The organism is Pseudomonas sp. Root569 (assembly GCF_001427465.1).
GTDB classification, from domain to species: domain Bacteria; phylum Pseudomonadota; class Gammaproteobacteria; order Pseudomonadales; family Pseudomonadaceae; genus Aquipseudomonas; species Aquipseudomonas synxantha.
This window is the reverse complement of record NZ_LMGQ01000026.1, coordinates 212,556-239,542: the sequence shown is the minus strand read 5'-3', so window position 1 is coordinate 239,542 and position 26,987 is coordinate 212,556. Positions and strand designations below refer to the sequence as shown.

At 59.9% G+C, this 26,987-nt stretch carries 28 protein-coding genes; 8 read left to right on the top strand and 20 right to left on the bottom strand.

The genetic code is table 11. The features are described 5' to 3' along the window. Positions 1–8 precede the first annotated feature (8 nt). The 8 genes from ASD70_RS23295 to prlC all read right to left on the bottom strand — a co-directional run bounded on the left by ASD70_RS23295 (position 9) and on the right by prlC (position 10,186). Complete coding sequence (locus ASD70_RS23295; RefSeq protein ID WP_056847537.1) at positions 9–1,556, bottom strand: SulP family inorganic anion transporter; 1,548 nt, start codon at positions 1,554–1,556, stop codon at positions 9–11. 85 nt (positions 1,557–1,641) lie between these two features. Beyond that, on the bottom strand, positions 1,642–2,370 hold the full coding sequence (locus ASD70_RS23290) for a carbonic anhydrase (protein WP_043048302.1): 729 nt from the start codon (positions 2,368–2,370) through the stop codon (positions 1,642–1,644). 226 nt (positions 2,371–2,596) lie between these two features. After that, positions 2,597–3,655, bottom strand: coding sequence for a PA0069 family radical SAM protein (locus ASD70_RS23285; protein WP_056847536.1), 1,059 nt, complete (start codon positions 3,653–3,655; stop codon positions 2,597–2,599). Positions 3,656–3,736: 81 nt separating this feature from the next. Beyond that, positions 3,737–5,035, bottom strand: a complete 1,299-nt coding sequence (locus ASD70_RS23280) for a cytochrome c (RefSeq protein ID WP_046070253.1) — start codon at positions 5,033–5,035, stop codon at positions 3,737–3,739. Positions 5,036–5,047: 12 nt separating this feature from the next. Next, entirely contained in the window at positions 5,048–6,832 is a 1,785-nt protein-coding gene (locus tag ASD70_RS23275; RefSeq protein WP_056847535.1) for a GMC family oxidoreductase, read from the bottom strand. A 2-nt stretch (positions 6,833–6,834) separates the two neighbouring features. Continuing rightward, positions 6,835–7,587, bottom strand: coding sequence for a gluconate 2-dehydrogenase subunit 3 family protein (locus ASD70_RS23270; protein ID WP_046070251.1), 753 nt, complete (start codon positions 7,585–7,587; stop codon positions 6,835–6,837). Positions 7,588–7,814: 227 nt separating this feature from the next. Continuing rightward, positions 7,815–8,090 (bottom strand): YheV family putative zinc ribbon protein, encoded by a 276-nt coding sequence (locus ASD70_RS23265; RefSeq protein WP_017528719.1) that lies wholly within the window; start codon positions 8,088–8,090, stop codon positions 7,815–7,817. Further along, on the bottom strand, positions 8,087–10,186 hold the full coding sequence (prlC, locus tag ASD70_RS23260) for an oligopeptidase A (RefSeq protein WP_177342330.1): 2,100 nt from the start codon (positions 10,184–10,186) through the stop codon (positions 8,087–8,089). Before prlC ends, ASD70_RS23265 begins: the two co-directional genes overlap by 4 nt. A 54-nt stretch (positions 10,187–10,240) precedes the next feature. On the opposite strand from prlC, the gene ASD70_RS23255 reads away from it, so the two are divergent. Both ASD70_RS23255 and ASD70_RS23250 read left to right on the top strand, forming a co-directional pair. Beyond that, positions 10,241–10,783, top strand: a complete 543-nt coding sequence (locus ASD70_RS23255; protein ID WP_056847534.1) for a gamma carbonic anhydrase family protein — start codon at positions 10,241–10,243, stop codon at positions 10,781–10,783. After that, on the top strand, positions 10,780–11,439 hold the full coding sequence (locus ASD70_RS23250) for an HAD family hydrolase (RefSeq protein ID WP_046070247.1): 660 nt from the start codon (positions 10,780–10,782) through the stop codon (positions 11,437–11,439). Before ASD70_RS23255 ends, ASD70_RS23250 begins: the two co-directional genes overlap by 4 nt. Positions 11,440–11,472: 33 nt before the next feature. On the opposite strand, the gene ASD70_RS23245 is transcribed toward ASD70_RS23250, so the two are convergent. Next, a complete protein-coding gene (locus ASD70_RS23245; protein WP_046070246.1) occupies positions 11,473–12,516 on the bottom strand; it encodes an aminopeptidase in 1,044 nt (347 codons plus the stop codon). Between the two features lie 110 nt (positions 12,517–12,626). On the opposite strand from ASD70_RS23245, the gene ASD70_RS23240 reads away from it, so the two are divergent. Further along, positions 12,627–13,049 carry a PA0061/PA0062 family lipoprotein gene (locus ASD70_RS23240; RefSeq protein WP_046070245.1) on the top strand — a complete coding sequence of 141 codons (423 nt, stop codon included), beginning with the start codon at positions 12,627–12,629 and terminating at the stop codon, positions 13,047–13,049. Here ASD70_RS23240 and ASD70_RS23235 read toward each other — a convergent pair whose 3' ends face one another. Next, complete coding sequence (locus tag ASD70_RS23235) at positions 13,050–13,289, bottom strand: DUF1161 domain-containing protein (RefSeq protein ID WP_046070244.1); 240 nt, start codon at positions 13,287–13,289, stop codon at positions 13,050–13,052. A gap of 206 nt (positions 13,290–13,495) precedes the next feature. After that, on the bottom strand, positions 13,496–13,927 hold the full coding sequence (locus ASD70_RS23230) for an OsmC family protein (protein ID WP_043048284.1): 432 nt from the start codon (positions 13,925–13,927) through the stop codon (positions 13,496–13,498). A gap of 218 nt (positions 13,928–14,145) precedes the next feature. Between ASD70_RS23230 and ASD70_RS23225 the strand changes: the two genes are divergently transcribed. Further along, positions 14,146–15,147 (top strand): LLM class flavin-dependent oxidoreductase, encoded by a 1,002-nt coding sequence (locus ASD70_RS23225; protein ID WP_056847533.1) that lies wholly within the window; start codon positions 14,146–14,148, stop codon positions 15,145–15,147. 58 nt (positions 15,148–15,205) lie between these two features. Here the strand turns inward: ASD70_RS23225 and ASD70_RS23220 are convergent, their stop codons facing one another. Continuing rightward, complete coding sequence (locus ASD70_RS23220; RefSeq protein WP_043048282.1) at positions 15,206–15,430, bottom strand: DUF1161 domain-containing protein; 225 nt, start codon at positions 15,428–15,430, stop codon at positions 15,206–15,208. Positions 15,431–15,545: 115 nt separating this feature from the next. Next, the gene (locus ASD70_RS23215; protein WP_005783406.1) at positions 15,546–15,761 is read right to left on the bottom strand and encodes a dodecin; all 216 of its coding nucleotides are present in this window, start codon (positions 15,759–15,761) and stop codon (positions 15,546–15,548) included. Between the two features lie 157 nt (positions 15,762–15,918). Here ASD70_RS23215 and ASD70_RS23210 point away from each other — a divergent pair, with 157 nt between their 5' ends. Then, positions 15,919–16,245, top strand: coding sequence for a DUF883 family protein (locus ASD70_RS23210; RefSeq protein WP_003170746.1), 327 nt, complete (start codon positions 15,919–15,921; stop codon positions 16,243–16,245). 8 nt (positions 16,246–16,253) lie between these two features. Here the strand turns inward: ASD70_RS23210 and ASD70_RS23205 are convergent, their stop codons facing one another. Then, positions 16,254–17,150, bottom strand: a complete 897-nt coding sequence (locus ASD70_RS23205; RefSeq protein ID WP_056847532.1) for a LysR family transcriptional regulator — start codon at positions 17,148–17,150, stop codon at positions 16,254–16,256. A gap of 110 nt (positions 17,151–17,260) precedes the next feature. Here ASD70_RS23205 and trpB point away from each other — a divergent pair, with 110 nt between their 5' ends. The 3 genes from trpB to ASD70_RS23190 all read left to right on the top strand — a co-directional run bounded on the left by trpB (position 17,261) and on the right by ASD70_RS23190 (position 21,148). Continuing rightward, positions 17,261–18,487 carry a tryptophan synthase subunit beta gene (trpB, locus tag ASD70_RS23200; RefSeq protein WP_046070241.1) on the top strand — a complete coding sequence of 409 codons (1,227 nt, stop codon included), beginning with the start codon at positions 17,261–17,263 and terminating at the stop codon, positions 18,485–18,487. Further along, positions 18,488–19,297 (top strand): tryptophan synthase subunit alpha, encoded by an 810-nt coding sequence (gene trpA, locus ASD70_RS23195; protein WP_046070240.1) that lies wholly within the window; start codon positions 18,488–18,490, stop codon positions 19,295–19,297. 192 nt (positions 19,298–19,489) lie between these two features. Further along, positions 19,490–21,148 (top strand): FAD-dependent oxidoreductase, encoded by a 1,659-nt coding sequence (locus tag ASD70_RS23190; protein ID WP_056847531.1) that lies wholly within the window; start codon positions 19,490–19,492, stop codon positions 21,146–21,148. Positions 21,149–21,181: 33 nt separating this feature from the next. Here the strand turns inward: ASD70_RS23190 and ASD70_RS23185 are convergent, their stop codons facing one another. From ASD70_RS23185 to ASD70_RS23160, 6 genes are all read right to left on the bottom strand, one after another. Further along, complete coding sequence (locus ASD70_RS23185; protein WP_046070238.1) at positions 21,182–22,486, bottom strand: MFS transporter; 1,305 nt, start codon at positions 22,484–22,486, stop codon at positions 21,182–21,184. A gap of 198 nt (positions 22,487–22,684) precedes the next feature. Beyond that, a complete protein-coding gene (gene dgoD / locus ASD70_RS23180; RefSeq protein WP_046070237.1) occupies positions 22,685–23,833 on the bottom strand; it encodes a galactonate dehydratase in 1,149 nt (382 codons plus the stop codon). Between the two features lie 48 nt (positions 23,834–23,881). Next, complete coding sequence (locus ASD70_RS23175; protein WP_056847530.1) at positions 23,882–24,502, bottom strand: 2-dehydro-3-deoxy-6-phosphogalactonate aldolase; 621 nt, start codon at positions 24,500–24,502, stop codon at positions 23,882–23,884. 1 nt (position 24,503) lies between these two features. Further along, entirely contained in the window at positions 24,504–25,463 is a 960-nt protein-coding gene (locus ASD70_RS23170; protein WP_056847529.1) for a 2-dehydro-3-deoxygalactonokinase, read from the bottom strand. Between the two features lie 176 nt (positions 25,464–25,639). Then, a complete protein-coding gene (locus ASD70_RS23165; RefSeq protein ID WP_043048273.1) occupies positions 25,640–25,966 on the bottom strand; it encodes a DOPA 4,5-dioxygenase family protein in 327 nt (108 codons plus the stop codon). Positions 25,967–25,996: 30 nt separating this feature from the next. Then, positions 25,997–26,947, bottom strand: coding sequence for a choline sulfate utilization transcriptional regulator (locus ASD70_RS23160; RefSeq protein WP_056847528.1), 951 nt, complete (start codon positions 26,945–26,947; stop codon positions 25,997–25,999). Between the last annotated feature and the right edge of the window lie 40 nt (positions 26,948–26,987).

Genomic DNA, 26,987 nt, shown 5'->3' with positions numbered 1-26,987 from the left:
CGGTTTCGTCAGGTAACGGACGGCGCCGAACCTATCCCCACCGTTGTGCGTACCCGGCCTTCCAACCGGCGCTTGAGCCCACGCGCCTCAATCACCAGCGTCGAGCCCTTGGCCGCATTGGCCCGGCCCCACTCCTCAAGCAACTCCAGGCAAGAGTGGTCGATATAACTCAAATTACTCAGCGGCACGTGCAACGTGGTACCCGCAGGCACCGCCGACAGCACCTGAGTCAGCGCCGGCACTTTGAGAAAGGTCGCGGCACCGGTCAGGCGCAACTCCATTTCACCCTCCTGAGGCAGGTCGACCAGGCTGACTTTCAATCGTGACGCCTTGAATGCCAGCTTGACCAGAGTCAGTCCGAAGCCCACCAATACGCCGGTCAGCAGGTCAGTGAAGATGATCGCCAGCGCCGTGGCCGCATAGGTAAACATCGGCATCCGCCCATAACGCCCCAATGCCTTGAACGCCTTGAGGTCCACCAGCTTGATCCCGGTATACACCAGCACACCCGCCAGGCTTGCGACCGGAATGCTTTGCAGCACGCTCGACAGCAAGAGTACAAAGCCCAGCAGCCACAGGCCGTGGAACATCGCCGACAAACGCGTGGTGGCACCGGCCTGGACGTTGGCTGAGCTGCGCACAATCACGCCGGTCATCGGCAAGGCGCCAACCAGGCCACAAAGCATGTTGCCGACACCCTGGGCAGACAACTCTTTGTCGAAATCGGAGCGCTGGCCGCTGTGCATACGGTCCACCGCGGCGGCAGACAGCAGGGTTTCGGCACTGGCAATAAACGCGACGGCGAATGCCGCGATCAACAGCTGTGGGTCAGCCAGGTTGAGCAGGTCGCTGGGGCGCAGCCAGTCGATGGCATCCGCAAGATTTTCCGGGACTTCCACACGCTTGACCTGCAACGCCAGCACCAGGCTGGTGACGGTCGCAAGGCCCACGCCGAGCAAGGCGCCCGGTACGAAACGTAGCCGTTGCGGACGGAGTTTATCCCACAGGTACATCACCAACATGGTCGACAGACCGAGCAGGCCGGCTTGCCAACCCAGCCCGCCACCGAAGGTCGGAATTGCTTCAGCCACAGCCGCCGGGAAACCTGCAAGGTTATCCAGCCCAGACGGCTTGGGCGCCCCATCGAGCATCACATGGATCTGCGATAACACAATCAATACGCCGATCCCCGCCAACATGCCGTAGACCACTGCCGGTGCCGTGACGCGGAACCAGCAGCCCAGGCGTAGACGCCCGGCCATCAGTTGCAGGAAGCCCGCCAGCAACAGGATCGGCCCCAGCATCAGCATGCCGTGCTGGCGCACCAGCTCGAACACCAGCACCGCCAGACCCGCTGCCGGGCCGCTGACCTGCAGCGGCGATCCCGCCAACCAGCCCACCACCAGGCCACCGATGATACCGGTGATCAGCCCTTTGGCCGGCGGCATGCCGGACGCGATCGCAATCCCCATGCACAAGGGCAGGGCGACCAGAAACACAACCACGGAGGCGAGCAGCTCCCGCGGCAGTACAGCTTTCAATTGAGCAGCACGCATGATGGCTCTCCCGAGGCATTCGCCGGGCACGGCAAAGCCTGGCTGCATCCATGGCAGCCACCGCTTTACCCGGCGGGGAAGTGGTTTAGAAGCGCGCTCTAGGCGTCGCGGACGGGATCGGCTCGGTGCCGTTCAACGGTCGAAACGCTGCCTTTTCCGCATCGTAGGCCCGAATTTCGCTGGTCTCGATGTTGTAGATCCAGCCATGGATAAACAAATGACCGTTGGCCATGCGCGAAGCCACCGAGGGGTGGGTGCGCAAATGCTGCAACTGCGCGATGACGTTTTCTTCGGTCAACACCTTCATGCTCTCGCCTTCATTGGCGCAGTCGCAGTTGTCATGGACCATGGCCTTGGCGACCTCGGCGTGACGCAACCAGGCCCTGACAGTCGGCATCTTTTCCAGGCTGTCGGGGTTGAGTACCGCGCGCATGGCGCCGCAGTCGGAGTGCCCGCACACGATGATGTGCTGTACGCCAAGGGCGAGCACCGCGTACTCGATGGCCGTGGACACGCCACCGTTCATCTGGCCGTAGGGAGGCACCACGTTACCAACGTTACGGGTTACGAACAGGTCGCCGGGGGAGCTTTGGGTAATCAGCTCAGGTACGATGCGCGAATCGGCACAGGTAATGAACATCGCCCGCGGGCTCTGCGCCGTGGCGAGTTTCTTGAAGAGTTCTTCCTGCTGGGGGAAGACGTCGTGATGGAAATGCAAAAAGCCGTCAACGATATGTTGCAACGCTGCATCGGCGGACTCCGCCCCAGGGGCTGAAGCCGACGCAGCCAACGGCTGTTTATCCTTGTCACTCATGATTCATCCTCTTGATTAATGCAGGGGAGTGTTCACCACCATTCGACGCCGGGCGAGTGGAATAGTTGAGCCCCCCACAACCCACGGCGGCGACTTATGAGTCACTCGCTGAACAAGGTAACCGTCGAAACTTAACTCAAACTGAATGAACCGCTCTAGCTCGGGGCTTTCAGTGATATCAAAACGCGACCACTCATACACTAATGGTGCCGTCTTACTCATCAGTCTACAACAATGCCATTTGCCTGCCCGGCGGGCAGAACGCCGCACAATCGAGATTGAAACCTTCACGACGATTCAGCCCCAGGCGCTTGATCGCCTTGCTGAAGCGTTGCGCCAGCAGGTCCGCAAATGGCCCTTCACCACGCATTCGCACACCGAAGCGGCTGTCATACACCTGACCACCGCGCACCTGGCGCACCAGGCTCATGACATGGGCGGCACGCTGAGGATAATGGGCCGCCAGCCATTCCTCGAACAGCGGCGCAACCTCCAACGGCAAGCGCAGCATCATATACGCCGCGCTTTGTGCCCCGGCCGCGTGAGCCTCGGCGAGCAGGCTCTCCAATTCGCTGTCGTTGATCATCGGAATCATCGGCGAGCACAACACGCCCACCGGGATACCCGCCTCGCGCATCACCCGAATCGCCCTCAGCCGCGCCTTGGGCGCCGCTGTGCGTGGCTCCAGGATGCGCTTGAGTTCATCGTCCAGGCTGGTGAGGCTGATCATCACCGCCACCAGCCGTTGGCGGGCCAGCTCGGTCAGCAGGTCGAGATCGCGCAATATTAACGACCCCTTGGTGATGATAGTCACCGGGTGCCGGTAGCGCAGCAGCACTTCCAGGGTTTGCCGAGTGATCTTGTATTCACGCTCGATAGGCTGGTACGGATCGGTATTGGAGCCCAGGTTGATCGGCGCACACACATAGCCAGGCTTCGACAGCTGCTGCTCCAGCACATCAGCTGCGTTGGTCTTGGCGATCAACCTGGTTTCGAAGTCGAGCCCCGGGGACATGTCCCAATAGGCATGACTGGGCCGCGCATAGCAGTAGATGCAACCATGCTCGCAGCCGCGATAAGGGTTGATGGAACGATCAAAGGGCAAGTCCGGCGAGTTATTGCGCGTGATGATGGACTTGGCCGTTTCAATACGCACCTCGGTGCCTTGGGTCTCGGGCACCTCCTGATACCAGCCGTCGTCCTCAGTCACGCTGACAGTAGGTGCAAACCGGTTGTGCAGGTTGGTGGCCGTGCCCCGGCCACGGGGCGGCAACGCAGTAGACATGAAAACGCCTCGATACTGTTTTTATATACAGTACCGAGGCGTGAGGTTTCTGACCAGTGCCATTGGGCGGCGAGGGAGAGATCAGTGCTTTTGCGTCACCTGCCCCAAGTCATCCCCTGAGGTCGTGCGCATATTGCTTTTGCGCAGGTCCGCCACGTCACTGGCATTGACTGGCGTCCCTTTATTGCCCCAGCTGCCACGGATGAAACTGACCACGTCCGCCACTTCCTGGTCCGACAGGCGCCAGGCGAACGCCGGCATGGTGAAGGTCGATGGCGCCGTATGGGTCGCAGGCAAAGTACCGCCGTTCAACACAATGTTAATCAACGATGTGGCATCCGCCGTCTGCAATACCGGGTTACCCGCCAGCGCTGGGAACACACGCGTATAGCCATGGCCATCGGTACGATGGCAGGCCGCGCAGTTGTCGATATACACCGACGCGCCTGGCTTGCTGTCATCGCCTTTCCAGAGCGCTTGGGCTACCTGCTTGTCGTACTGGTGTGGCTGGTCCTTGGGGTCGACCGCCGGCAGGCTCTTGAGGTAACGGGCAATAGCGGTCAGGTCGTCTTGCGACATGTACTGCATGCTATGGACGACAACATCGCTCATGCCACCGAACACCGCGCTGCGGTCACTGCGACCGGTCTTGAGGAACTGCACCAATTGCTCCTCGCTCCAGCTGCCGAGGCCATCCTTGTGGTCACCGCGCAGGCTTTTCGCGATCCAACCTTCCAACGGTGCACTGCCGGACAGGAAGGCGTTGCCATCAGCGGCACTCAGGGCTTTTTCCTGCATGGTAAGGGCACGAGGCGTATGGCAGGCGCCGCAGTGGCCGAGGCCTTCAACCAGATAAGCACCACGATTGATCACCGGATCAGCAGCGGTTTGCGCCTGATGCTCCTCGACCGCTGGCGCGAACATCCAGCGCCAAGCCGCCAAAGGCCAGCGCATGCTCAAGGGCCAAGGAATATCGCTGTCCTTGTTCTCTTGAGCAACCGGCTCAACGCCCTTCATGAAATACGCATACAACGCCTGCATATCGCTGTCGCTGACACGCGCGTAAGACGGATAGGGCATCGCCGGGTAAAGCGTACTACCGTTCTTGGCGATGCCATGGCGCACGGCCTTGTCGAAGTCTTCGAAGCTGTAGTCACCCAGGCCAGTCTTGTCCGGAGTGATGTTGGTGGAATAGATCACGCCGATGGGGGTTTCCATAGGCAAGCCGCCAGCGAAGGGTTTGCCACCCTTGGCGGTATGGCAAGCCACGCAGTCACCGGCACGCGCCAGGTATTCACCCTGCTTGATCAAGTCGGCTTCGGCAGCGCTGACCGAGCAACTGCTGAAGAGCGCCAGGGAGGCGATAACGAATGCTTTCATGGTCATCGCTCCTTATGCCTGAACCAGTGGGCCGGGGTTTTTCAGGTACTGCTCGCGGATCGCCCGCGCAGACCAATAGGTCAACGCTGCCACCAGGCCCGTAGGGTTGTAACCCAACCCTTGTGGGAAGGCAGAGGCACCTGGGACAAACACGTTGTGTACATCCCAGCACTGCAGGTAGCGGTTCAACGCACTGGTTTTTGGATCGGTGCCCATGATCGCGCCACCGTTAAGGTGGGTGGTCTGGTATGAGGCGGTATTGAAGTGCTCGCCGACTTTTTTACCCAACACCGCGATGGCCTTGGGGTTCATGGCTTGGGCGACCTTGCCCATTTTCTCGATCATGAAGCGGTTCATCTTGATGTCGTTTTCTTGCCAGTCGAAGGTCATGCGCAGCAGCGGCAGGCCGTAGGCATCGCGGTAAACCGGATCCAGGTCCAGGTAGTTACTGCGGTAGGACTGATGGGCGCCGTGGGCATCCATCGACACCTGATGGGTGTAGTAATCGGCAGTGGCGCGCTTCCAGGCGCTGCCCCAGGCCGGCGTGCCCGGCGGGTTGGAGGTACCGGCAATCGGCCGGCTGCCCGCCTGGTTGACCCACATCGGTGAGCCACCCACGAAGCCATGGGGGCCGTGGTCGAAGTTGTCGGCGTTGAAGTCGTCGATGGCCACGCCATTGCCGCCCGCGCCGATGAAGTTGTTGGTGTGAGTGTCCTTGTCGAAGAACGCCTTGATGGTGCCCATGTTCTGGTAGGCGAAGTTGCGGCCCACCACGCCCTCATTGGTGATCGGGTCGTAGGGTTTGCCGATGCCCGACAGCAGCATCAGGCGCACATTGTGGAACTGGAACGCGCCAAGAATCACCAGGTCTGCCGGCTGCTCGCATTCGCGGCCCTGGGCGTCGATATAAGTCACGCCGGTGGCTTTTTTCTGGGTGCTGTCGAGGTTGACCTTGAGCACGTGGGAGTTCGGTCGCAGCTCGAAGTTCGGCACTTGGCGAAGGGCCGGCAGGATGTTCACGTTCGGTGACGCCTTGGAATACATGTAGCACACGTAACCACTGCAAAAACCGCAGAAATTGCACGGGCCCATCTGCGCGCCATAAGGGTTGGTGTAGGGCCCCGAAGTATTGGCCGACGGCAGGTTGTAGGGTTTGTATCCCACTTCAGCCGCGGCTTTCTGAAACAGCTGTGCGGAGACCGTATTTTTCTGCGCCTCCAACGGGAACGGGTTGGAGCGATCCGGCGCATACGGGTTGCCCCCACGACCTTCGCCTACCAACTGCCCCTTGACGGTCCACGCCTGACCGGAGGTGCCGAAGACTTTTTCCGCATAGTCGAAAAATGGCTCCAGCTCTTCGTAGCTGACACCGAAATCCTGGATGGTCATGTCCTTGGGAATAAAGTTCTTCCCATAGCGCTCTTCGTAATGGCTACGCATGCGCAGTTCGATGGGGTCGACACGAAAATGCACACCTGACCAATGCAGGCCCGCGCCCCCTACGCCGTTACCCGGCAAAAACGCACCGAGCTGACGATTGGGCAGGGCAACATCATTCACGCTGTGGCGAATGGTCACCGTTTCTTTGGAGATATCCTGGAACAGCTTTTTACGCACGCTGTAGGTCAGTTCGTCGATGACCTGGGGATAGTTGCCGTCCGGATAAGTGTCCTGCATCGGGCCGCGCTCCAGCGCTACCACGTTGAGGCCCGCTTCCGTCAGCTCCTTGGCCATGATCGCGCCGGTCCAGCCGAAGCCAACAATCACCGCATCCACTTTCTTCATGATGGTCGCCACGTTTATGCCCTCTCGCCGCGAATGGAAACAGCCGGGAAGGGGTATTGCTCGTTGCGTTCCACCCAATCCATAAAGTCGGCGCGGGCGCCGGGGAAGCCGATCATGGTCCAGCCGACCATCCCTTTATTGCCGCCGTGGATGGGATCGCAGAAGAAACCCTCCTTAGTGTTTTGCAGCAACAGGTTGAAGAATATCTTCGCTGGCACCGCCTCGAAATGCGCTGCGACTTCACTGCCGCCAGCCTCCAGGCGCCGCAGCATATCGTCTCGGGTAGCGCTGTCTTGCGCAGCAAAAACTTTACCGTTGAACGCCTTCGACCATGCATCCGTCGCAGCAATACCCAGGCGGTAGATGTCCTTGGGCACTAATTTGCTCTGCCAGCCCATCTCCGGCGCCGCATCGGCATTGAACGGTCCCTGCATGTACCACAGCGCGCCACTGGCATATGGCGTATTCATCTGACGGTCGATGTATTCCGGCGCACCAGCTTCCAAGGCGCCAGGGCCCTGTGCGTCAGCGGGAATCAAGCGCTCCACGGCGGCGTTGATAAAGGCCCATTCCTCAGCCGTGAAATAGCTTGGCTCATAGGTCTTTTCGTTTGGGGCCGGCTTGACCGGTGCGGCCTGGGCAGGCTCCGGCGTGGCCATCAGCATCGAACCGCCCAGGCCGGTGCTGGCAACCGTGACCACCGGGATCAAGGTCAAGGATTTGCGTAGAAAGTCACGCCGGGGGTTGTCTTGATCTTGATCAGACATGGGTACACCTCATCATGTGGGCACGGGTTTGGCAGCCGCTTCTGAGAACGGTTTGTCTTTTTTTAGCGGCACATTGGATCCAAACTATCCAATGAAATAGAGCGCAGCCGCAATCAATAGTTACAAATGATAGCAGGCTAAGGATGTAGAGGAGAGATTCAGCGACCTAAGTCGCATAGAAAGTGGGGGGCCAAGCCCCTCCCACATTTCGGTATGCGTACAGGTTGTTAGTCTTTTTTCAACTTGGGGTTGGGAAAGAACTGCACAGCTTGCACTTTTGGATCCGCAGGCGCTTTCAACGCCGACGTATTGACCCGCGTGCCCAATTCCTTGGGCACAGACAAGCCTTGATCATTCAACGTATCGGTATAGCCGCAGGCCACGCACTCACGGTGCGGCACGCTGTCTTCGGTCCACATCTTCAACTTGTCCGGCTCGCTGCACGCCGGGCAGACTGCCCCGGCGATAAATTGCTTTTTGGTAATCACAGGCCCTTCACTCATGCTGCCGCGTCCTCACTCAGGCCGCTGTGGCGCAAGAGTGCGTCAATCGACGGCGCTCGTCCGCGGAAGTCGACGAACAGCACCATCGGTGCCTGGGAGCCGCCACGGGCCAGGATTGCTTCACGGAACGCACGACCGGTCTGGGCGTTGAGCACGCCGTCTTCTTCAAACTTGGAAAATGCGTCCGCGGACAGCACTTCCGCCCACTTGTAGCTGTAGTAGCCCGCCGCATAACCACCGGCAAAGATGTGCGCGAAGCTGTTAGGGAAGCGGTTGTAGGCCGGTGGACGCATCACCGAGACTTCGTCACGCACGCCTTCGAGCACCTGCGCCACGCTGCGACCATCGCCATGGGTGGCGTGCAGTTCGAAGTCAAATAGCGAAAACTCCAGCTGGCGCACCATCATCAGGCCGGACTGGAAGTTTTTCGCGGCGAGCATTTTTTCCAGCAGGTCCTGGGGCAGCGGCTCGCCGGTTTCATAGTGGCCGGAGATCAGTTCCAGGCCCTCGGGCTCCCAGCACCAGTTCTCCATGAATTGGCTCGGCAACTCCACCGCATCCCACGCCACGCCGTTGATACCGGATACGCCGGCATGTTCGACGCGGGTCAGCAGGTGATGCAGGCCGTGGCCGAATTCGTGAAACAGCGTGGTGACTTCATCGTGAGTCAGCAGGGCCGGCTTGCCGCTGTCGGCCGGAGTGAAGTTGCACACCAGGTTGGCCACGGGGCTTTGCAGCACGCCATCGACGGTGCGGCGGCGGTCACGGGCTCCGTCCATCCAGGCGCCGCCGCGCTTGTTGGCGCGAGCATACAGGTCGAAGAAGAAGCGCCCGACGTGCTCGCCGTTTTCCCTGATCTCAAACAGACGGACATCCGGGTGCCAGGTGTCGAAGCCTTTGAGCTCGGCGATCTCAATGCCATACAGGCGCTGAACGATGGCAAACAGCCCACCCAGCACCTTGTCGATGGGGAAGTAGGCGCGCAGGGCTTCCTGGGACACGCTGTAGCGCTGCTCGCGCAGTTTTTCGCCGTAGAAACCGCTGTCCCAGCTCTGCAGGTCGGCGCAGCCTTGTTCCGCGGCGTAGGCCTTGAGCTGTTGCAGATCCTGGGCGGCAAACGGTTTGCTGCGCTTGGCCAGGTCGCGCAGGAAGCTCAGCACCTGGTCACTGGACTCGGCCATCTTGGTCGCGAGGCTCAGCTCGGAGAAGGATGCAAAACCCAACAACTGGGCCAGTTCCTGACGCAGGTCGAGGATCTGCTCCATCACGGGGCCGTTATCGTTCTGGCCGGCGTTCGGACCTTGGTCCGATGCACGGGTGCAGTAAGCGGCATACACCTCTTCACGCAAGGCGCGGTCCTGGGCGTAGGTCATTACCGCGTAGTAGCTGGGGAATTCCAGGGTAATCAGCCAGCCATCAAGGCCCTTGGTCTGGGCCGCAGCGGCCATCTGCGCCTTGGCCGAGTCAGTCAGCCCAGCGAGGGTGGTTTCATCGGTGACGTGCTTGGTCCAGGCCTGGGTGGCGTCCAGCAGCTGGTTGGAGAATTTGCTGCCCAGCTCGGAAAGCTTGCTCTGCACTTCGGCGTAGCGCTTTTGCTGCTCCGGCGGCAGGTCGATGCCCGACAGGCGGAAATCGCGCAGGGCGTGTTCCAGGATGGTTTTCTGCGCCACGTCGAAACCGGCGGCCTCTGGGCTGTTGGCCAAGGCTTCGAAGGCTTGGAACAGTTCGCGATTCTGGCCCATTTCGGTGGAGTAGGCGCTCAATGCCGGCAAGCAAGCCTCATAGGCTTCGCGCAGCTCGGCGCTGTTGCACACGGCATTGAGGTGGCTGACCGGGCTCCAGGCAGCGCCAAGACGATCATTGAGTTCATCCATGGCAAGGACCAGACCGGCCCATGTCGGATTTTTACCCTGGCTTTGCAGGATGTCTGCGATAGCCACACGGTTGTCGGCGAGGATCTGTTCGATGGCCGGCTGGACGTGCTCGGCACGGATCGCCGAGAACGGCGGCAGGTCGTAGGACTGCAAAAGAGGGTTGTTCGCGCTCACGGTTGGCACCTTGGCTGAAGAAACATGTAAGAACAAAGATGGGGCCATCTTAATTACAATCAACACCCACCGCAGCTATCAGCAGAAGAGAGAGACACTATCGTGACCCTTCGCACCTATCAGAACCACACGCCATCCCTGGGCGCCGGGGCTTTTGTCGATATTTCGGCGGTGGTGATCGGCGATGTCGAAATCGGCGCCGACAGCTCGGTATGGCCGCTGACAGTGATACGCGGCGACATGCACCGCATCCGCATCGGTGCACGTACCAGCGTGCAGGACGGCTGCGTGCTGCACATTACCCATGCAGGGCCGTTCAATCCTGACGGTTTCCCGCTGCTGATCGGTGACGACGTGACCATCGCCCACAAGGTCATGCTGCATGGCTGCACCGTGGGTAACCGCATCCTGATCGGCATGGGCAGCATCGTGATGGACGGTGCCGTGGTCGAAGACGACGTGATCATCGGCGCCGGCAGCCTGGTGCCGCCAGGCAAGAAACTCGACAGCGGCTTCTTGTACGTGGGCAGCCCGGTTAAACAGGTCCGCGCCCTGACTGACAAGGAGCGTGCCTTTTTCACCTACAGCGCCGCGAACTACGTGAAGCTCAAGGACCTGCACCTGGCTGAAGGCTTCGATCAATGAATCTGAACCACTCCACCGTCCTGTTCGACCTGGACGGCACCCTGACCGACCCACGTGAGGGCATTACCCGGTCGATCCAGTATGCCCTCGGCAAATTGGGCATCGAGGAGCCCGATCTGACCAAGCTCGAACACTTCATCGGTCCGCCCTTGCTGCAGGCGTTCATGCAGTTCTACGGCTTCGACGAGGCCAAGGCCTGGGAAGCGGTAAATTTCTATCGCGAACGCTTCAAGGTCACCGGGCTGTATGAAAACCGCGTATTCGACGGCGTCATGCCATTGCTGGAAGAGCTGAACAGCCAGGGCCGCCAGCTATACGTAGCCACCTCTAAGCCGTGGGAATTTGCCCGTGAGATTGCGCGGCATTTCGACTTCGCCAAGCACTTCAAGGTGATCTACGGCAGCGAGCTGGACGGCACGCGCACCAACAAGATCGAGTTGATCGCCCACTTGATGCGTGAGGAAGGGCTGGACCCGGCCACCACCTTGATGATTGGTGATCGCAAGCATGACCTGATCGGCGCACGCAGCAACGGGCTGGATTCGGCGGCGGTGGGGTATGGGTTTGGCAGTTTTGAAGAGCTTAATGCCGAGGCGCCGACCTGGCATTTCGAGACGTTGGCGCAGATGCATCAGGCGTTTTTGCAGCGCGCTTGAAACCGCTATCGGGGGCAAGCCCCCGATTAGGCCCTAACGGCCAGCACCCTCCAACTGCCTCAACGCCGCTTTACGCTGCGCCACTGGCAACCCTCCCAGCCTTTCCACAGCCGCATAAAACTTCACCCAGTCCCCACCTTCCTGGGCAAACAACGCCGCAAACGCCGGCACCCACTGGTCATACAGCCCGAACGGCAACAGCCGTGCGTTATTCATCGGCTGGTTGATCCAGGCGTCATAACGCTTGTCGCCGCCCCATTGGCTATCACGCATCTGCCGGTATTCACTGCGCAAGCGCTCGAACTGCGCCGCTTTGGCCTGCCGCATCACATCCGCTGCCAACGGCTGCGCATACAACGCTTCCAGGCGTTTGCGGGTATCGAGAATCAGCCGGATAAACTGATCACGTTGCTTCAACGCCGCATCGCTGACAGGCGCCAGGCCTCGTACCGCCCGCCATTGACGAGTGCCTTCCTGCTCGACGAAGCTGGCATAGGACTCATTGAACTCGGTGTCGTCTTTCACGTAAAAACGCTGGTGGGCCAGTTCATGAAAAATAAGCGTGGCCAGGCGCTCGTCGCCCCAGCTCATCATCGAACTCATGATCGGGTCGTTGAACCAACCCAAGGTGGAATAAGCCTCGACGCCACCGATCGATACGTCCATGCCCCGTTGCCGCAACAACGCCGCTTCGCCACGCGCCGCACTTTGGCTGTAGTAGCCGCGATAGGCGACGCATCCGGCAATGGGAAAGCAGTGGTTTTCAGCAGACAGAGAAAACTCCTGCGTGGCAAAGACATTCCACACCACATAGGGCCGACCGATATCGGCATATAGCCGGTAACTTTGGTTGTCGGGCAGATGCAGGTGCTCACTGGCAAAGGCTCTGGCTTTCTGCGATTGAATCAGATGCTCGCGCAGCAATGGCGGGCGAGAGGGGTCGGCAATGACCTCGGCAACCGGCTCCCTGGCGCGTAACAACTGCCACTGGCCGCTCGCCAACTGGCTGTAATAACTGACGCTGGAACAACCGCTGAGTAGCACAACCATCAACCCTGGAAGAAAACGCCTGATCATGCCCCGACTGCTCCTGGGTGATTGATGCGCGAGACTATCGCGCTTGAAGGGGATTTTTCCACGGCGCTGCATGTTTATACTCAAGCCTCTCCTCGCGTTGAGTACTTGCCATGCGTCAGTTTGTGTTGCCGGTCGCCACCCTGGTGCTCAGCGCCTGCGTTTCAACGCCCATCCCACCCGTTGATCCGCAGCAGGCCTGGGTCGACTTCACTACGCCGACCCCGGGCTCCAAGTTGGTCATGGCCCAGCGCCTGGATGGGAAGAACCTCGACGACGGGCGCTTTTTCCAGATGCCCCCCGGCCCTCACGAGCTGATGGTGCGCTTTGATTTTGAAGTGCCCGCCGGCGGTGGTTTGGGGGGCCTCAGCCAGATGATGTATCGAACCTGCTTCATGACCTTGCAGTACGACCATTTCCAGGCCGGCCAGCGCTATGTGCTCGAAGGCCGCTCGCTGGCGTTCACGCCCAATATCCGGCTGTATGACTCAGCACGGCAGTTGCTGGCCGAAGAACGCAGCGTTAACTGCATCTGATCAGTCGTTGTTCTTCTGATAGATGATGCGCTTGGTGCCGTTTTCGCACGAACCGACAATCATGGCTTCGTCATGGTTCTTGGCTTCTTCGGCAGTGATGATTTCCAAGGTATAGGACGGAATCGCCTTGGCCTGGAGTTGTACTTCAATTTCCTTCCTGAGCTCTTCACAATCTTTTGGAGCGGCCACGGCCGAAGTGGCCAATACACCGCAGATGATCGCCAAGGCAAAACGTTTCATGTGTGTAGCTCCCTGAATGCATGCGCACGAGTGTGCGCCTAAGGCTGCATAGGCTATAGGACCACATAGGGGAAACACGAGTTCTGATTTAACGCAGAACTAAATGAGGAGGGGGCTTGTGCCCGATAAAGGTGTATCCGCCATCCAACTATTGGCTGACCCACCACTATCGGGGGCAAGCCCCCTCCCACACAGGCAGTGCTGAGTTAGTTAACCAGCGTGCCATCCAGGGTGATGGTCGCATTCAGCACCTTGGAAACCGGGCACCCTTCCTTGGCCTTTTTGCTCAGTTCATCGAACTGTGCCTGGCTGGCGCCTGGGATCTTGGCTTTCAGGGTCAGATGCACTGCAGTAATCGCAAAGCCGCCATCGACCTGGTCCAGGGTTACGTCAGCCTGGGTGTCGATGCTGTCGGCTTTGAGCCCTGCATCGCCGAGAATCATGGAAAACGCCATGGAGAAACAGCCGGCGTGAGCCGCGCCGATCAGTTCTTCAGGGTTGGTACCCTTGCCGCCCTCGAAACGGGCCTTGAAGCCGTAGGGCGCTTCGCGCAGTACGCCGGTTTCCGTGGAAATGGAACCCAGGCCGGTCTTCAGATCACCTTCCCAATGCGCGGATGCCTTTTTAACGATGCTCATAGCTTTCTCCTCGAACGGTGGTTTTGTGTCAGTAAGGGTTCTGAGGATAGACGCCACGGCAAAGTTCACTCGTAAGAAAAACCTAGTGATTAAGTAGGAAATTTCTCGCGTACTATTGAATCTCGGGTATATGCCCTCATTGCATAGGGCATGCACATGCCGCGGCAGGTTTTGGCTCGATAAAAAAAGCCTGTGCGCCCCTTTGGAGAAGCAGGCTTATGAAATCGCTGTCCGACGTAAAATTTTCGACCCTCGACCTGGTGCCCGTGCGCGCCGACGGCAACCCAGCGCAGTCGCTGCGCAATTCCCTGGACCTGGCCCAGCACGTGGAAAAATTCGGCTTCCACCGTTTCTGGGTAGCTGAGCACCACAATATGGACGGCATCGCCAGTTCGGCCACCTCGGTACTGCTCGGCTACCTGGCCGGCGGCACTTCGACCATCCGCGTGGGTTCCGGCGGGGTCATGCTGCCTAACCACGCACCGCTGGTGATCGCCGAGCAGTTCGGCACCCTGGAAAGCCTCTACCCCGGCCGTATTGACCTGGGCCTGGGCCGTGCGCCCGGCTCCGACCAGATGACTGCCCGCGCCCTGCGCCGTGAACGCTCAGGCAGTGCCGATGATTTCCCCGAGGATGTGGCCGAATTGATGGCCTACCTGGGCCCACGTACGCCCGATCAACGGGTGATCGCCGTACCGGGTACCGGCACCAACGTGCCGGTGTGGCTGCTGGGTTCAAGCCTGTTCAGCGCGCAATTGGCCGGTGAGCGGGGTTTGCCGTACGCCTTCGCCTCCCATTTCGCACCGCGCTTGATGCATGAGGCGATTCGCGTGTACCGCAATCACTTCAAGCCGTCGGCAGTGTTGGACAAGCCCTACGTGATGCTCGGCATTCCTCTGGTGGCGGCGGATACCGATGAACAGGCCGATTACCTGGCCACCTCGATGTATCAGCGCATCCTCGCGCTGATGCGCGGCCAGAGCCTGGTACAGCGCCCACCGGTAAAAACCATGGATGGCCTGTGGTTGCCCCATGAAAAAGACGCGGTCGCAAGCTTCCTCGGCCTGGCCATGGTCGGCAGCCCGGCGAAGATCCGCGCCAAGCTGGAGGTGTTGATCGAGCAGACCGGCGCCGATGAGCTGATCTTCACCAGTGACCTGTACGAGCACGCCGACCGGATTCATTCCTACGAGTTGCTGGCACAGGTTATGAAAGGCTGAACCCAGACGAAAAAAAACCGACGCACCTGCGTCGGTTTTTTATGTCTGCAACACGGGATTAACCGCGTTTGTAGACGATTTCCTTGGTGCCACCTTCGCAGGTGCCGACCACTTCAGCGTCGGTCGAAGCGCCTTTATCCACCACTTCCAGCGAATAACCCGACGCGCCCTTGGCGTCGATTTTCGCTGCAATTTCGCTTTTCAGCTCTTCACAAGGCTTGCCCGCCGCCAGGGCCGTGCCCGCAATGCTCAACAAACCTACCGCCAACAGAAACTTCTTCATCCGTTACTTTCCTTGCGCTGATCGAAAGAGCGTGCCGACGCTCATCGCGTCGGCACCCGTTGTTTGTAGCGCAGGTTATGGCAATCGGCCAGCGGTCAAAGTTCAACTCAGCCGATTAACTACTGGCAATTCGGAATCCCACCTTAAGCGTGACCTGAAAGTGCGCGGCCTTGCCATCCTTGATGTGACCACGGGTTTCGGTCACCTCAAACCACTCCAGGTGCTTGATGCTTTTATTTGCCTCGGCCAGGGCATTGTTGATCGCATCTTCAATGCTGGTGGTGGAAGAACCCACCAGTTCGACTTTCTTGTAGGTGTGATGATCACTCATGGCGTTTCTCCTAGGGGTCGTTAATCAAGACTAGCAGTGAATACTCGTACTGCTTCTGGCGACCGTTGAGAGGTGAAAGTTCAGAATTACTGCACTTTCTGAAACCGCCGCAGTCGGTATCTACACACGCCACTCAATCACTTCAGGAGATGTTCACATGGCCAACACTTCTTTACGCAAAGCGTCGCTGGAAAGCATGGAAGCCGAGATCTCGAGCCTGCTCAAGTCCCTTGAGAGCCTCAAGGATGATGCATCCGATGAGTCGCGCAAAACGCTGAAGGCCCTGAAAAGCAATGCCGAGAACGCCCTCAAGCACTCTCGTCATCTGATCAGCGATGCCTATGAAGAAAGCAAAGTCAAAATCCGCGAAACCGGTGTTGCCACCCGGGACTACGCACAAGAGCATCCATGGACCACCGCCGGCGTCGCCGTTGGCGCGCTGGGTCTGCTGGCGGCTTACCTGCTGTGCAAGCGCGGCGACTGATTTACCGGCTATAGCGGTTGGCGCATCAGCTCGGCCTTGAGCCATTGCGCCAACTGCCCGGCGCGCCCATCCGCGGCGCGCTTGGGTAGCCACAACGCCAGGTGCGCCGGGGTTTCGCTGAAACCCCACGGCGCCACCAGGCGACCCGCACGCAGGTCCTCTGCCACCAGCGGTTCTGGCGCGATCGCCACGCCCAACCCTGCAACTGCCGCTTCCAGCAAATAATACAAATGCTCAAATCCCTGGCCGAATTTCAACGCGCCGGGTTCGATATCGTGTTGACGCGCCCAACTGGGCCAGGCTTGGGGCCGCGACGTGGTGTGCAATAGCCCTTCATCAGCCAAAGCCGACGCTGGTGCCTGGCGCAACTGTTTATAACCGTCATAACGCGGGCTCATGACCGGACCGATGCGTTCGCTGGCCAGTTCATACACCTGCATATCCGCCGGCCACGGCGGCTCGGCAAATACCAGCAGCGCGTCCAACCCAGGGCGACGAGGGTCAAGGTCACCTTCGCCGGCAGACAGGTGCAAGCGCAAGTCCGGCAAATCCGCATTCAAGCGCCCCAGGCGCGGAATAAACCAACGCGCCAGCAAACTGCCCGAACAACCGAGCACGAAAGGCGCATCGGCGCTGCTCTGGGTGAGCTCAGCGCACACGTCCCGCAAACGCTCGAACGCCTCGGCGCTGGCATCTCGCAGCCTCACGCCCGCATCTGTGAGTTTGAGGCCTCGTCCTTCCTTGACGAACAGGCTTACCCCCAAGTGTTCTTCAAGCACTTTTAACTGGCGGCTCACCGCACCATGTGTCACGTGCAATTGCTCGGCGGCCTGGCTGACGCTGTTGAGGCGGGCGGTGGCTTCAAATGCGCGCAAGGCGTTGAGGGGTGGAAGGTCGCGGCTCATCTGTGAGTTTTCCTGACAGGTTGAGGCGATCTTATCGGTTTTCAGGCTACAGCGTCAGGGGTAGAGTGGCCGTCATTGCCTCTTAAACACATTCTTCCCTGGAGCGTCCCATGACTCAGTCCCAGACCGATCTACGCAACGGCCCTGACGCCAACGGCCTGTTTGGTGGGTTCGGTGGCCGCTACGTCGCTGAAACCTTGATGCCGTTGATTCTCGACCTGGCCCGTGAATACGAAGCTGCCAAGGTGGATCCGGCGTTCAATGAAGAACTGGCCTACTTCCAGCGCGACTACGTCGGACGCCCCAGCCCGCTGTACTTCGCCGAACGCCTGACCGAGTTCTGTGGCGGCGCCAAGATCTACCTCAAGCGCGAAGAGCTCAACCACACCGGCGCGCACAAGATCAACAATTGCATCGGCCAGATCCTGCTGGCGCGGCGCATGGGCAAGAAACGCATCATCGCCGAGACCGGCGCCGGCATGCACGGCGTGGCCACTGCCACTGTCGCCGCACGCTTTGGCCTGCAATGTGTAATCTACATGGGCACCACTGACATCGAGCGCCAGCAGGCCAACGTGTTCCGCATGAAGCTGCTGGGCGCCGAAGTGATTCCGGTGGTCGCCGGCACCGGTACTCTGAAAGATGCGATGAACGAAGCCCTGCGTGATTGGGTAACCAACGTCGACAGCACCTTCTACCTGATCGGCACCGTGGCCGGCCCACACCCTTACCCGGCGATGGTGCGCGACTTCCAGGCCGTGATCGGTAAGGAAACCCGTACCCAGCTGCAAGCCCAGGAAGGCCGCCTGCCGGACAGCCTGGTGGCATGCATCGGCGGCGGCTCCAACGCCATGGGCCTGTTCCACCCGTTCCTGGATGACACCAGCGTCGAGATCATCGGTGTTGAAGCGGCCGGCCATGGCATCGAAACCGGCAAGCACGCCGCCAGCCTCAACGGCGGCGTACCGGGCGTGCTGCACGGCAACCGCACCTTCCTGCTGCAGGACGATGACGGCCAGATCATCGACGCCCACTCGATTTCCGCCGGCCTCGACTACCCAGGCATCGGCCCTGAACACGCCTGGTTGCATGATATCGGCCGCGTCCAGTACACCTCGGTGACCGACGACGAAGCCTTGGACGCCTTCCACAAGTGCTGCCGCCTGGAAGGGATTATCCCTGCGCTGGAAAGCGCCCACGCCCTGGCAGAAGTATTCAAGCGCGCACCGACCTTGCCGAAGGATCACCTGATGGTGGTCAACCTGTCCGGCCGTGGCGACAAAGACATGCAGACCGTGATGCACCACATGGAACAGTCTCAGCAGGAGAAACACTAAATGAGCCGCCTGCAAACCCGCTTCGCGCAACTCAAGGAACAAAACCGCGCCGCCCTGGTGACCTTCGTCACCGCCGGCGACCCGGGTTATGACACCTCGCTGGCGATCCTCAAGGGCCTGCCGGCCGCCGGCGCCGATGTGATCGAGCTGGGCATGCCCTTCACTGACCCGATGGCTGACGGCCCGGCTATTCAACTGGCCAATATCCGTGCGCTGACCGCCAAGCAGAACCTGGTGAAAACCCTGCAAATGGTCCGCGAGTTTCGCCAGGACAACAACGACACCCCACTGGTGTTGATGGGCTATTTCAACCCGATCCACAAATACGGAGTGCCGCAGTTCATTGCCGATGCCAAGGCAGCCGGCGTCGACGGCCTGATCGTGGTCGACATGCCGCCTGAGCATAACGGCGAACTGTGCGACCCGGCCCAGGCCGCGGGCATCGATTTTATCCGCCTGACCACCCCGACCACCGATGACATACGCCTGCCCACAGTGCTCAACGGCAGCTCCGGCTTTGTATATTACGTGTCGGTGGCCGGTGTGACCGGTGCCGGTGCCGCCACACTGGAGCACGTCGAAGAAGCCGTGACGCGCCTGCGTCGTCATACCGACCTGCCGATCAGCATCGGCTTTGGCATACGCACGCCGGACCAGGCAGCGGCCATTGCGCGCCTGGCCGACGGTGTAGTGGTGGGGTCGGCGCTGATTGATCACATCGCCAACGCCGAAAATGACCAGCAAGCCATTGATGGCGTATTGAGCCTGTGCGCGGCGCTGTCGGAAGGTGTGCGTAACGCCCGCACGTAAATGTAATTCCTCCATCCGAGCGCCTTTCGGCTAATCAGCTAGGCTTCAACGGAGGCGGGCATGTTGCCCGCCTTCTTTTAACGCGCTTCGTGCCCTTTGTCGTCTAACCACCCTCGCAGGCCACGCAGTCCTTGCCCCCGGTCGTTAAGTTAGCCGCATCAGAAGTCATCTTTGTCTCTTCAGGAGTACATCATGGCATTTGATCTCATCACCCCTTCAGACCGCCGTCATTCAACGTTGCAAAAAGGTTTCAACCTGCGCTGGCCGCTCGGCAACGTGCAGGGCCAGTCCTCGCCCAACGGCGCCAACCTGATCTACCTCTGTCACAGTCCGCAAGACATCATTGACGCCGCCGCACAGGCATTGGCCCAACCCGACGGGCGCATTACCGTGCGCAGCGGGGGCCATTGCTACGAAGGTTTTGTCGCCAACAAGATGCCCGACAGCCCCCATGAGGTGCTGTCGATCCTGGACATCAGTGCGCTGAACCAAGTGGTCTACGACGCTGACGGGCAAATCGGTTCCGATCTGGACCCCGCAGCAACTGAACGCTATAGCTTTCGCCTGGAAGCCGGTGCCCAAAACTGGGATGTCTACGTGGCGTTATACAAACTGGCCAACAAGACCCTGCCAGGGGGATCGTGTTATTCGGTGGGCCTGGGCGGGCACATTTGCGGGGGCGGCTATGGGCTGCTGTCGCGCAAATATGGTCTGGTGTGTGACTGGCTGAGCGGTGTGGACATCCTGGTGCCTGACAGCCAAGGCATAGGCCTGGAAGCGCGTCACGTTTCCAGGGACAGCGCCAGCCAGGATGAACTGGACCTGTTCGCTGCGTGCTGTGGTGCGGGCGGCGGGCAGTTCGGCATCATCACCAGCTACTACTTCAAAGACCTGCCACCGGCACCGAAGGAGGTGCTGTGGCTGGTGCTGGAATGGGACTGGTCCGTACTGACCAAGCCTGCACTCGATAACCTGCTGGTGGCCTATCAGTCATGGTTCGCCAGTAATCAAGCCAACCCGGACACCTGGGGGCTGGCGACCAAATTGGAGATGCGCCACCGGCACACGGGCAACATGACCTTGGGCATTCACTATGTGGACAAGGATGGGGAACTGAACGACCGGGCACCCTTCAATGACTTTGTGAGCAGGATGCTCACCGCCATTGGCCTGCCCGCCACCGAATCGCTGGTGCCGTTTCATGTCATCCATCTGCCGCCCGGCACCGCCACTGGTCGCACCATCGACTCAGTCTCGACCGCGAAGGCAGCCGAGCAGCGCCTGGATTGGCTGGTGTGCCAACAGACGTTGAATGGCTCAGGGGACAACCAGCGCGGGCGCTATAAGTCGGCTTACCAAAAGGGCCCATTCACCCCTCAGGTACTGGACGCCATCTGGTCCACATTGAACTGGCCAGACCCAGACAAGCACCTGACACAAAGCCTTGTCCAGATTCAGTCTTTCGGTGGCCAGATCAATGCCGCCAGCGGGCCTGTGCGCAGGGAATCCTCAGCAGCACAGCGCTCCTCCTACCTCAAGTGGCAGCCACAATGTTACTGGCGCGATGACAGCGCCGCCTCGGATCAAGCTCATGCCGACTGGATCCAAGGGCTGTATTTCAACGCGTTTGCCACTGACCAGGGCGTACCGATCAACAATGAGTTCGAAGGTTGCTATATCAACTACCCCGACCTCGATATGACCTACGTGGGAGGCAACCCGGCCAACGGTAAAAACTCTCAGTGGTACCAAACCTTCTTCCCAGACCTGATCATCGAAAGCCGATTACGGCGTACCAAGCAGCGCTGGGACCCACGCCATATTTTTCGTAACGAGATGTCGGTGCCGTAGCTCGAAAAAGGGCGACCCTAAGGTCGCCCGCTTTTACAGCTCGATCCGCTCGACTTTGCCTACGAGCAATATGTAGGAAAGCGCACCAAGCAATGCCAGTACCGCAATATAGGTAATCGCCGGCGCAAACGAATCGCCGCTGGCTAGAAAGCCAATCACGATAGGCGTGGCAATCGCTGCCAGGTTACCGATGAAGTTGAACACGCCCCCGGTCAGCCCCAGCAACCGCGCAGGCGCCAGGGTCGACACCAATGACCAGGTGATCGATGCCAGGCCATTGCCGAAAAACGCCACCGCCAGGAACGCGATGACCCACGCCATGGAGTCTACGTAGTTGGCGCCGATGATCGCCGTAGAAATCAGCAGGCCGCTGATGATCGGCAGCTTGCGCGCAAAGCCCACCGAGGCTCCACGGCGAATCAGCCAATCGGAAAACACTCCCGAACACAGCACGCCCACAAACGCGGCGAGGAACGGCAATGATGCCAGCAAGCCTGACTGGATGAAGTCCATGCCGCGATACTTCACCAGGTACGTCGGGAACCAGGTCAGGAAGAACCACAGCGTGGAGTTCAGGCAGAACTGGCCCAGGTAGATGCCCCAGAGTTTGCGCTTGCTCAGCACGATCCCCAGGTCGACCCAACTGAAAGGCGCCTTGGCGGTTTGTGCCTGCATGTCTACCAGGCCACCGCCGTCACGGATCAATTGGATTTCAGCCGCATTGGCGCCCTTGAAATCCTTCGGCTCGCGATACACCGCGTACCAGATCGCGGCCCACAGGATGCCGACACCCCCAGTGACGACAAACACCATGTGCCAACCGTATTGGTGTTGCAGCCAGGCCAGGACCGGCGTGAGGAACGCCAGGCCAACGAATTGCCCGGAGGTGTAGACGCCAATCGCGGTCGCGCGCTCGCGCTCAGGAAACCAAGTGGTGACCACACGACTGTTGATCGGATAGGCCGGTGCTTCCAATGCGCCCACCGCCATGCGCAACACGAACAGCGCGATGAAGCTGGCGGCGAAACCGAGCATGACGGTGGCAATCGACCACAGCAGCAGGGCGACCGTATACAGAATACGCGGCGGCACGCGGTCTACCAGCCAGCCGCCGGGGATTTGCATGGCCGCGTAAGTCCAGCCGAACGCCGAGAAAATCAGCCCGACCTGCACCGGGTCGATACCCAGGTCGCTGGTCAGCGCCGGGGCGGCAATCGACAGGTTGCTGCGGTCGAGGTAGTTGATAACCACGGTGATAAACAGCAGCACCATGATGAAGAAACGCTTTCGGCTGGGCGTGACTAAAGAAGCCTGCCCGGGGAGGGATTCAGGATGCATGGGGGGGGTGCCTCTTCTTATGTTTATTGAGGATAGGTCTAACTGAATAAACGCGGTTAGAAATGTGGGAGGGGCGGTGCGACGATTCGACTTGCCCCCGATGGCTGAGTGTCAGTCGACATCGTCGGTGGCAGATTTACCGCTATCGGGAGCAAGCCCCCTCCCACATTTTTGAACCTCAGTTGCGTCAGTCAGAAATCACCACTCGGCAAAACTGCCATCGGCATGACGCCAGATCGGGTTACGCCAGCGATGGCCGATAGCCGCGCGCTCAACCACATATTCCTCGTTGATCTCGATGCCAAGGCCCGGCCCGTTCGGAATCTTCACAAAGCCCTGGTCATAGTCAAATACCCCAGGGTCACGCACATAGTCGAGCAGGTCATTGCTCTCGTTGTAGTGAATACCCAGGCTCTGCTCCTGGATAAACGCGTTGTAGCAAACTGCATCCAACTGCAGGCACGCCGCCAGCGCGATTGGGCCGAGCGGGCAATGCAGGGCCAAGGCCACGTCGTAGGCCTCGGCCATGTTGGCGATCTTGCGGGTTTCGGTAATACCGCCCGCGTGAGAAGCGTCCGGCTGGATGATGTCGACATAACCTTCGCTGAGTACGCGCTTGAAATCCCAACGCGAGAACAGGCGCTCGCCCAGGGCAATCGGCGTACTGGTGAGCGGTGCCAATTCTTTCAACGCTTCGTAGTTTTCGCTGAGCACCGGCTCTTCGATGAACATCAGCTTGTAGGGGTCGAGCTCTTTCATCAGCACCTTGGCCATGGGCTTGTGCACACGGCCATGGAAGTCGACACCGATACCCACGTTAGGGCCGACCGCATCACGCACGGCCGCGACGTTGGCCAGGGCCAGGTCGACTTTTTCGAAGCTGTCGACGAACTGCAATTCTTCGGTACCGTTCATTTTTACCGCAGTGAAACCACGGGCCACGGCCTCTTTGGCGGCGCGGGCGGTGTCGGCGGGGCGGTCACCGCCGATCCACGAGTACACGCGGATCTTGTCGCGCACCTGGCCGCCCAGCAGATCGCTGACCGACACGCCGAGGGCCTTGCCCTTGATATCCCACAGGGCCTGGTCGATGCCGGCGAGGGCGCTCATGTGCACGGCTCCGCCACGGTAGAAGCCGCCGCGATAGAGCACGGTCCAGATGTCTTCGATATTGCGTGGGTCTTTGCCGATCAGGTAGTCGGACAGTTCTTCGACGGCGGCCGCGACGGTGTGAGCGCGGCCTTCGACCACAGGCTCACCCCAGCCAGTCACACCCTGGTCGGTTTCAATCTTGAGGAAGCACCAGCGCGGCGGGACGATAAAGGTCGTCAGTTTGGTGATTTTCATCTCTTGTCTCTCTTATAGATGCAGCGCCTGTGGGCGCGGAATTTGATATCAGCTCAGGGCTTTCCAGGCGGCGACATAAGCCTGGGCATGACTCGCGACCTGATCCACTGTCATTCCCGGCTTGAACAGCCCGGAACCCAACCCGAACCCCTTGGCACCGGCGTCGATGAACACCTGCATGTTGTCCGGGGTAACGCCGCCCACCGGTAGCAACAAGGTGCCAGCCGGCAATACCGCCAGCCATGCCTTGATCACTGCCGGGCCGATTTGCTCGGCCGGGAACAGCTTCAATACATCGGCGCCTTCGGCCAGTGCAGCAAAAGCTTCTGTGGGAGTGGCCACGCCAGGCGACAAATACAGGCCCGCCGCCTTGGCGGCACGCAAGACCTTGGCATCGCTATGGGGCATGACGATCACCTGACCACCCGCAGCCTTGACCTGCTCGACCTGTTCCGGCGTCAACACCGTGCCGGCGCCGATCAGGCAATCGGCGGGCAGGCTGTCGCGCAGGGTGCGGATACTGGTGTACGGGTCGGGCGAATTGAGCGGGACTTCGATCACCCGAAAACCCGCGTCGTACAGCACCTTACCGATAGCCTGAGCTTCATCCGGGCGTATGCCGCGCAGGATTGCGATCAAACCGTTTTGCGCGAGTGCTTGCTTGAGCATGTCAGGCCTCCGTTACAGGTTGAATGAGCCCAGCCGCCACGGCCAATTGCCACAGGCCGCGTTCGGTGGCTTCCTGCGCCAGGCTCACGTGGGCAAAACCGCAAAGGGCGAGGGCGCGTTGATAGCGGACGCAGAGGGGTGCCGCGCCCACCAGGATGATGGGTTTATGTTTGGCGCTGTCTGGCAAGCCGGCGAGTTCGTGGCCAATCAGCAGGCCGGACAAGTAGTCGGGCTGCTGCTCGGGCGCCAGTTCAGCGGTCAGCCCCAGGGTACGGGCACTGAACAGCGTCGACAGCACGCCACGCTCGCCGTCTTTTGAAAGCGCCACCTGCACACCGCGATCGAAAGCCTCGGCCTGGAACTGCTCGCACGGCTGTTGGGTGCGACCCAGGATGCTGTGCTTGCTCAATATCGCAAACAGTTCACCTGTCATGAAGGTGTCGAAATGAGTAATGCGACCTTCGACCACCTCGACCCATTTGGAATGGCTGCCGGGCAGCCCAATCAACACCTGGGCACCAAGGCCTTGCAACACGCCGAGCACCTGGGTTTCTTCGCCACGCATCACATTGGGCAGGCCAACCTGTTCAATCACCCCCGGCACGATATGCACATCCACTGCGCGCAAGCTGCGTACGCAGTGCAACGCTTGGCCGAGGCCGGCGACATCTACAGGGGTGCTGCGATAAGCCGCTTCGCTCCAACCCTGGGCGCTGCCGACCATGCCGCAGGCGATCACCGGCAAGCCCGGTTGGGCGTCGAGCCAATCGCCACAGGCGGTATCGAACGCCAACTCAAAGCCGTTAGTGCAGTCAACGCCGGCGATGCTTCGGGGTTCGCTGGGCAAATGCATGATGCCCGAGGCCAGCGAGCGTTGTTCCAGCACTACGCCTGCGGGGCCGAGTTTGTAAGCACGAAGGGAGCTGGTCCCCCAATCGAGCGCGATCAATTGCGCCTGCATCGCTTCACCTGAAATGTGTGGGTGCTGAAAAAAGCAGATGGGCGAATATAAACCTACGTCCAGGGATATCTCAATATATAAATATCAATCCCACATAATGAGACAAGACAAGATAAGTCCTACAGCTCTCCCGGATTTTTGCGACGGAGACGCAAGGCTTTATCTGATAAGGAAGGTTAAAAAACCGACAAATTCAATTCGCGCATGGCCCCCATCCAGACCGCGTAGTCGGTGTGATCCTTCAAGTCATCGCCGGTTTCAGGGTGCAGGAACACCACCAAGCCATTGCGATGCAGCGCCAGCCACGGCAATACCACACCGATGTATTCCGGCTCGAACGCCAGCTGGCAGCTCCAATCCGGGTGCGGACCCACCGGCTTCTCGTGCACACGGCCCATGCGCAGGGGAAACAGCCTGGCCGCGTCTTCACACAGGGTACGGGCCTGTTCGATAGTGCTGGCATCGAAGTAGATGTGGGCGTGGTAGCCCTTGATACGTTGCATGACGGACTCCGGATCCAATATGCGCCGATCCTAGACCGCAATCGATGGCAGGGCCAGCCCGGTCAACGACTGCGCACTGCTGGCCTGCTCAGCCACCAGCCACTCGACAAAGCGCTCGACCAATCGCCCCCGGCGCTTGCGCTGGGGCTGCACCACGTAATAGCCGAACCGCGAGGTCACGGTGTCGCTGATTGGTCGACACAGCCAGTTTTGCTCCAGCAGGTTATCCACCAGGTGGCGCCAGCCGATGGCCACACCTTGACCAGCAATCGCGGCCTGGATCAGCAAGGTGTAGTTGTCGAAACGCAGTTGGCCAGGAGTCGGCGCAGCGGTGATGCCCAGTTCACGGAATACCCCGCTCCAGTCGAACCACTGGCTGTTGTTTTCCTGGCGCAGGTGCAGCAACGGGTAGTCCTGCAAGGTCTGCACCGTCAGTGGCGCAGCCTGGCCCTTGAGCCATTGCGGGCTGCACACCGGGAACACTTCCTCGTTGAACAGCCACAGGCTGTCGCCCTGCTTGAAGCGGCCATCGCCAAACAGTACCGCCACATCGATATCGCTGCGCAGGGTGGCATGGTTGCGCTCACTGGTCACCAGGCTGACATCCACCTGCGGGTTGGCTTGGTGGAAACGGTGCAGGCGCGGCATCAGCCAATAGGCCGCGAAGGCGAAGTCGGTGGCCACCTGCAGCACTTCATGCTGGTCTTGCTGGGAAATGGCGCTAAGGCCCTGGTTGATGCTCTGCAAGCCGCTTTGCACATGCTCGAACAGCAGCGCGCCGGCGTCGGTCAATTCGATACCGCGATAAATGCGGTCAAACAGGCGGATTGCCAATTGCTCTTCAAGACGCTTGATCTGCTGGCTGACGGCCGGCTGGGTGGTGCCCAGTTCCATCGCGGCGGCGGTGAAACTGCGGTGGCGCGCCGCGGCTTCAAAGGCACGCAGCAGATCGAGGGAAAGGTCACCCAGCGCTTCATACATAAGCTTTACTTATCCTAGACATTGCTCTTCATGGGCTTTA

Excerpts from the sequence above, each read along its gene's own strand:
- ASD70_RS23245 (WP_046070246.1), bottom strand. The coding sequence starts at position 12,516 with ATGATCAGGCGTTTTCTTCCAGGGTTGATGGTTGTGCTACTCAGCGGT.
- ASD70_RS23270 (WP_046070251.1), bottom strand. The coding sequence starts at position 7,587 with ATGTCTGATCAAGATCAAGACAACCCCCGGCGTGACTTTCTACGCAAA.
- ASD70_RS23285 (WP_056847536.1), bottom strand. The coding sequence starts at position 3,655 with ATGTCTACTGCGTTGCCGCCCCGTGGCCGGGGCACGGCCACCAACCTG.
- ASD70_RS23220 (WP_043048282.1), bottom strand. The coding sequence starts at position 15,430 with ATGAAGAAGTTTCTGTTGGCGGTAGGTTTGTTGAGCATTGCGGGCACG.
- ASD70_RS23225 (WP_056847533.1), top strand. The coding sequence starts at position 14,146 with ATGAAATCGCTGTCCGACGTAAAATTTTCGACCCTCGACCTGGTGCCC.
- ASD70_RS23295 (WP_056847537.1), bottom strand. The coding sequence starts at position 1,556 with ATGCGTGCTGCTCAATTGAAAGCTGTACTGCCGCGGGAGCTGCTCGCC.
- ASD70_RS23190 (WP_056847531.1), top strand. The coding sequence starts at position 19,490 with ATGGCATTTGATCTCATCACCCCTTCAGACCGCCGTCATTCAACGTTG.
- ASD70_RS23290 (WP_043048302.1), bottom strand. The coding sequence starts at position 2,370 with ATGAGTGACAAGGATAAACAGCCGTTGGCTGCGTCGGCTTCAGCCCCT.
- ASD70_RS23280 (WP_046070253.1), bottom strand. The coding sequence starts at position 5,035 with ATGAAAGCATTCGTTATCGCCTCCCTGGCGCTCTTCAGCAGTTGCTCG.
- trpA (WP_046070240.1), top strand. The coding sequence starts at position 18,488 with ATGAGCCGCCTGCAAACCCGCTTCGCGCAACTCAAGGAACAAAACCGC.
- ASD70_RS23240 (WP_046070245.1), top strand. The coding sequence starts at position 12,627 with ATGCGTCAGTTTGTGTTGCCGGTCGCCACCCTGGTGCTCAGCGCCTGC.
- ASD70_RS23165 (WP_043048273.1), bottom strand. The coding sequence starts at position 25,966 with ATGCAACGTATCAAGGGCTACCACGCCCACATCTACTTCGATGCCAGC.
- ASD70_RS23185 (WP_046070238.1), bottom strand. The coding sequence starts at position 22,486 with ATGCATCCTGAATCCCTCCCCGGGCAGGCTTCTTTAGTCACGCCCAGC.
- ASD70_RS23205 (WP_056847532.1), bottom strand. The coding sequence starts at position 17,150 with ATGAGCCGCGACCTTCCACCCCTCAACGCCTTGCGCGCATTTGAAGCC.
- ASD70_RS23160 (WP_056847528.1), bottom strand. The coding sequence starts at position 26,947 with ATGTATGAAGCGCTGGGTGACCTTTCCCTCGATCTGCTGCGTGCCTTT.
- ASD70_RS23215 (WP_005783406.1), bottom strand. The coding sequence starts at position 15,761 with ATGAGTGATCATCACACCTACAAGAAAGTCGAACTGGTGGGTTCTTCC.
- dgoD (WP_046070237.1), bottom strand. The coding sequence starts at position 23,833 with ATGAAAATCACCAAACTGACGACCTTTATCGTCCCGCCGCGCTGGTGC.
- prlC (WP_177342330.1), bottom strand. The coding sequence starts at position 10,186 with ATGGCCCCATCTTTGTTCTTACATGTTTCTTCAGCCAAGGTGCCAACC.
- ASD70_RS23170 (WP_056847529.1), bottom strand. The coding sequence starts at position 25,463 with ATGCAGGCGCAATTGATCGCGCTCGATTGGGGGACCAGCTCCCTTCGT.
- ASD70_RS23235 (WP_046070244.1), bottom strand. The coding sequence starts at position 13,289 with ATGAAACGTTTTGCCTTGGCGATCATCTGCGGTGTATTGGCCACTTCG.
- trpB (WP_046070241.1), top strand. The coding sequence starts at position 17,261 with ATGACTCAGTCCCAGACCGATCTACGCAACGGCCCTGACGCCAACGGC.
- ASD70_RS23250 (WP_046070247.1), top strand. The coding sequence starts at position 10,780 with ATGAATCTGAACCACTCCACCGTCCTGTTCGACCTGGACGGCACCCTG.
- ASD70_RS23210 (WP_003170746.1), top strand. The coding sequence starts at position 15,919 with ATGGCCAACACTTCTTTACGCAAAGCGTCGCTGGAAAGCATGGAAGCC.
- ASD70_RS23175 (WP_056847530.1), bottom strand. The coding sequence starts at position 24,502 with ATGCTCAAGCAAGCACTCGCGCAAAACGGTTTGATCGCAATCCTGCGC.
- ASD70_RS23230 (WP_043048284.1), bottom strand. The coding sequence starts at position 13,927 with ATGAGCATCGTTAAAAAGGCATCCGCGCATTGGGAAGGTGATCTGAAG.
- ASD70_RS23265 (WP_017528719.1), bottom strand. The coding sequence starts at position 8,090 with ATGAGTGAAGGGCCTGTGATTACCAAAAAGCAATTTATCGCCGGGGCA.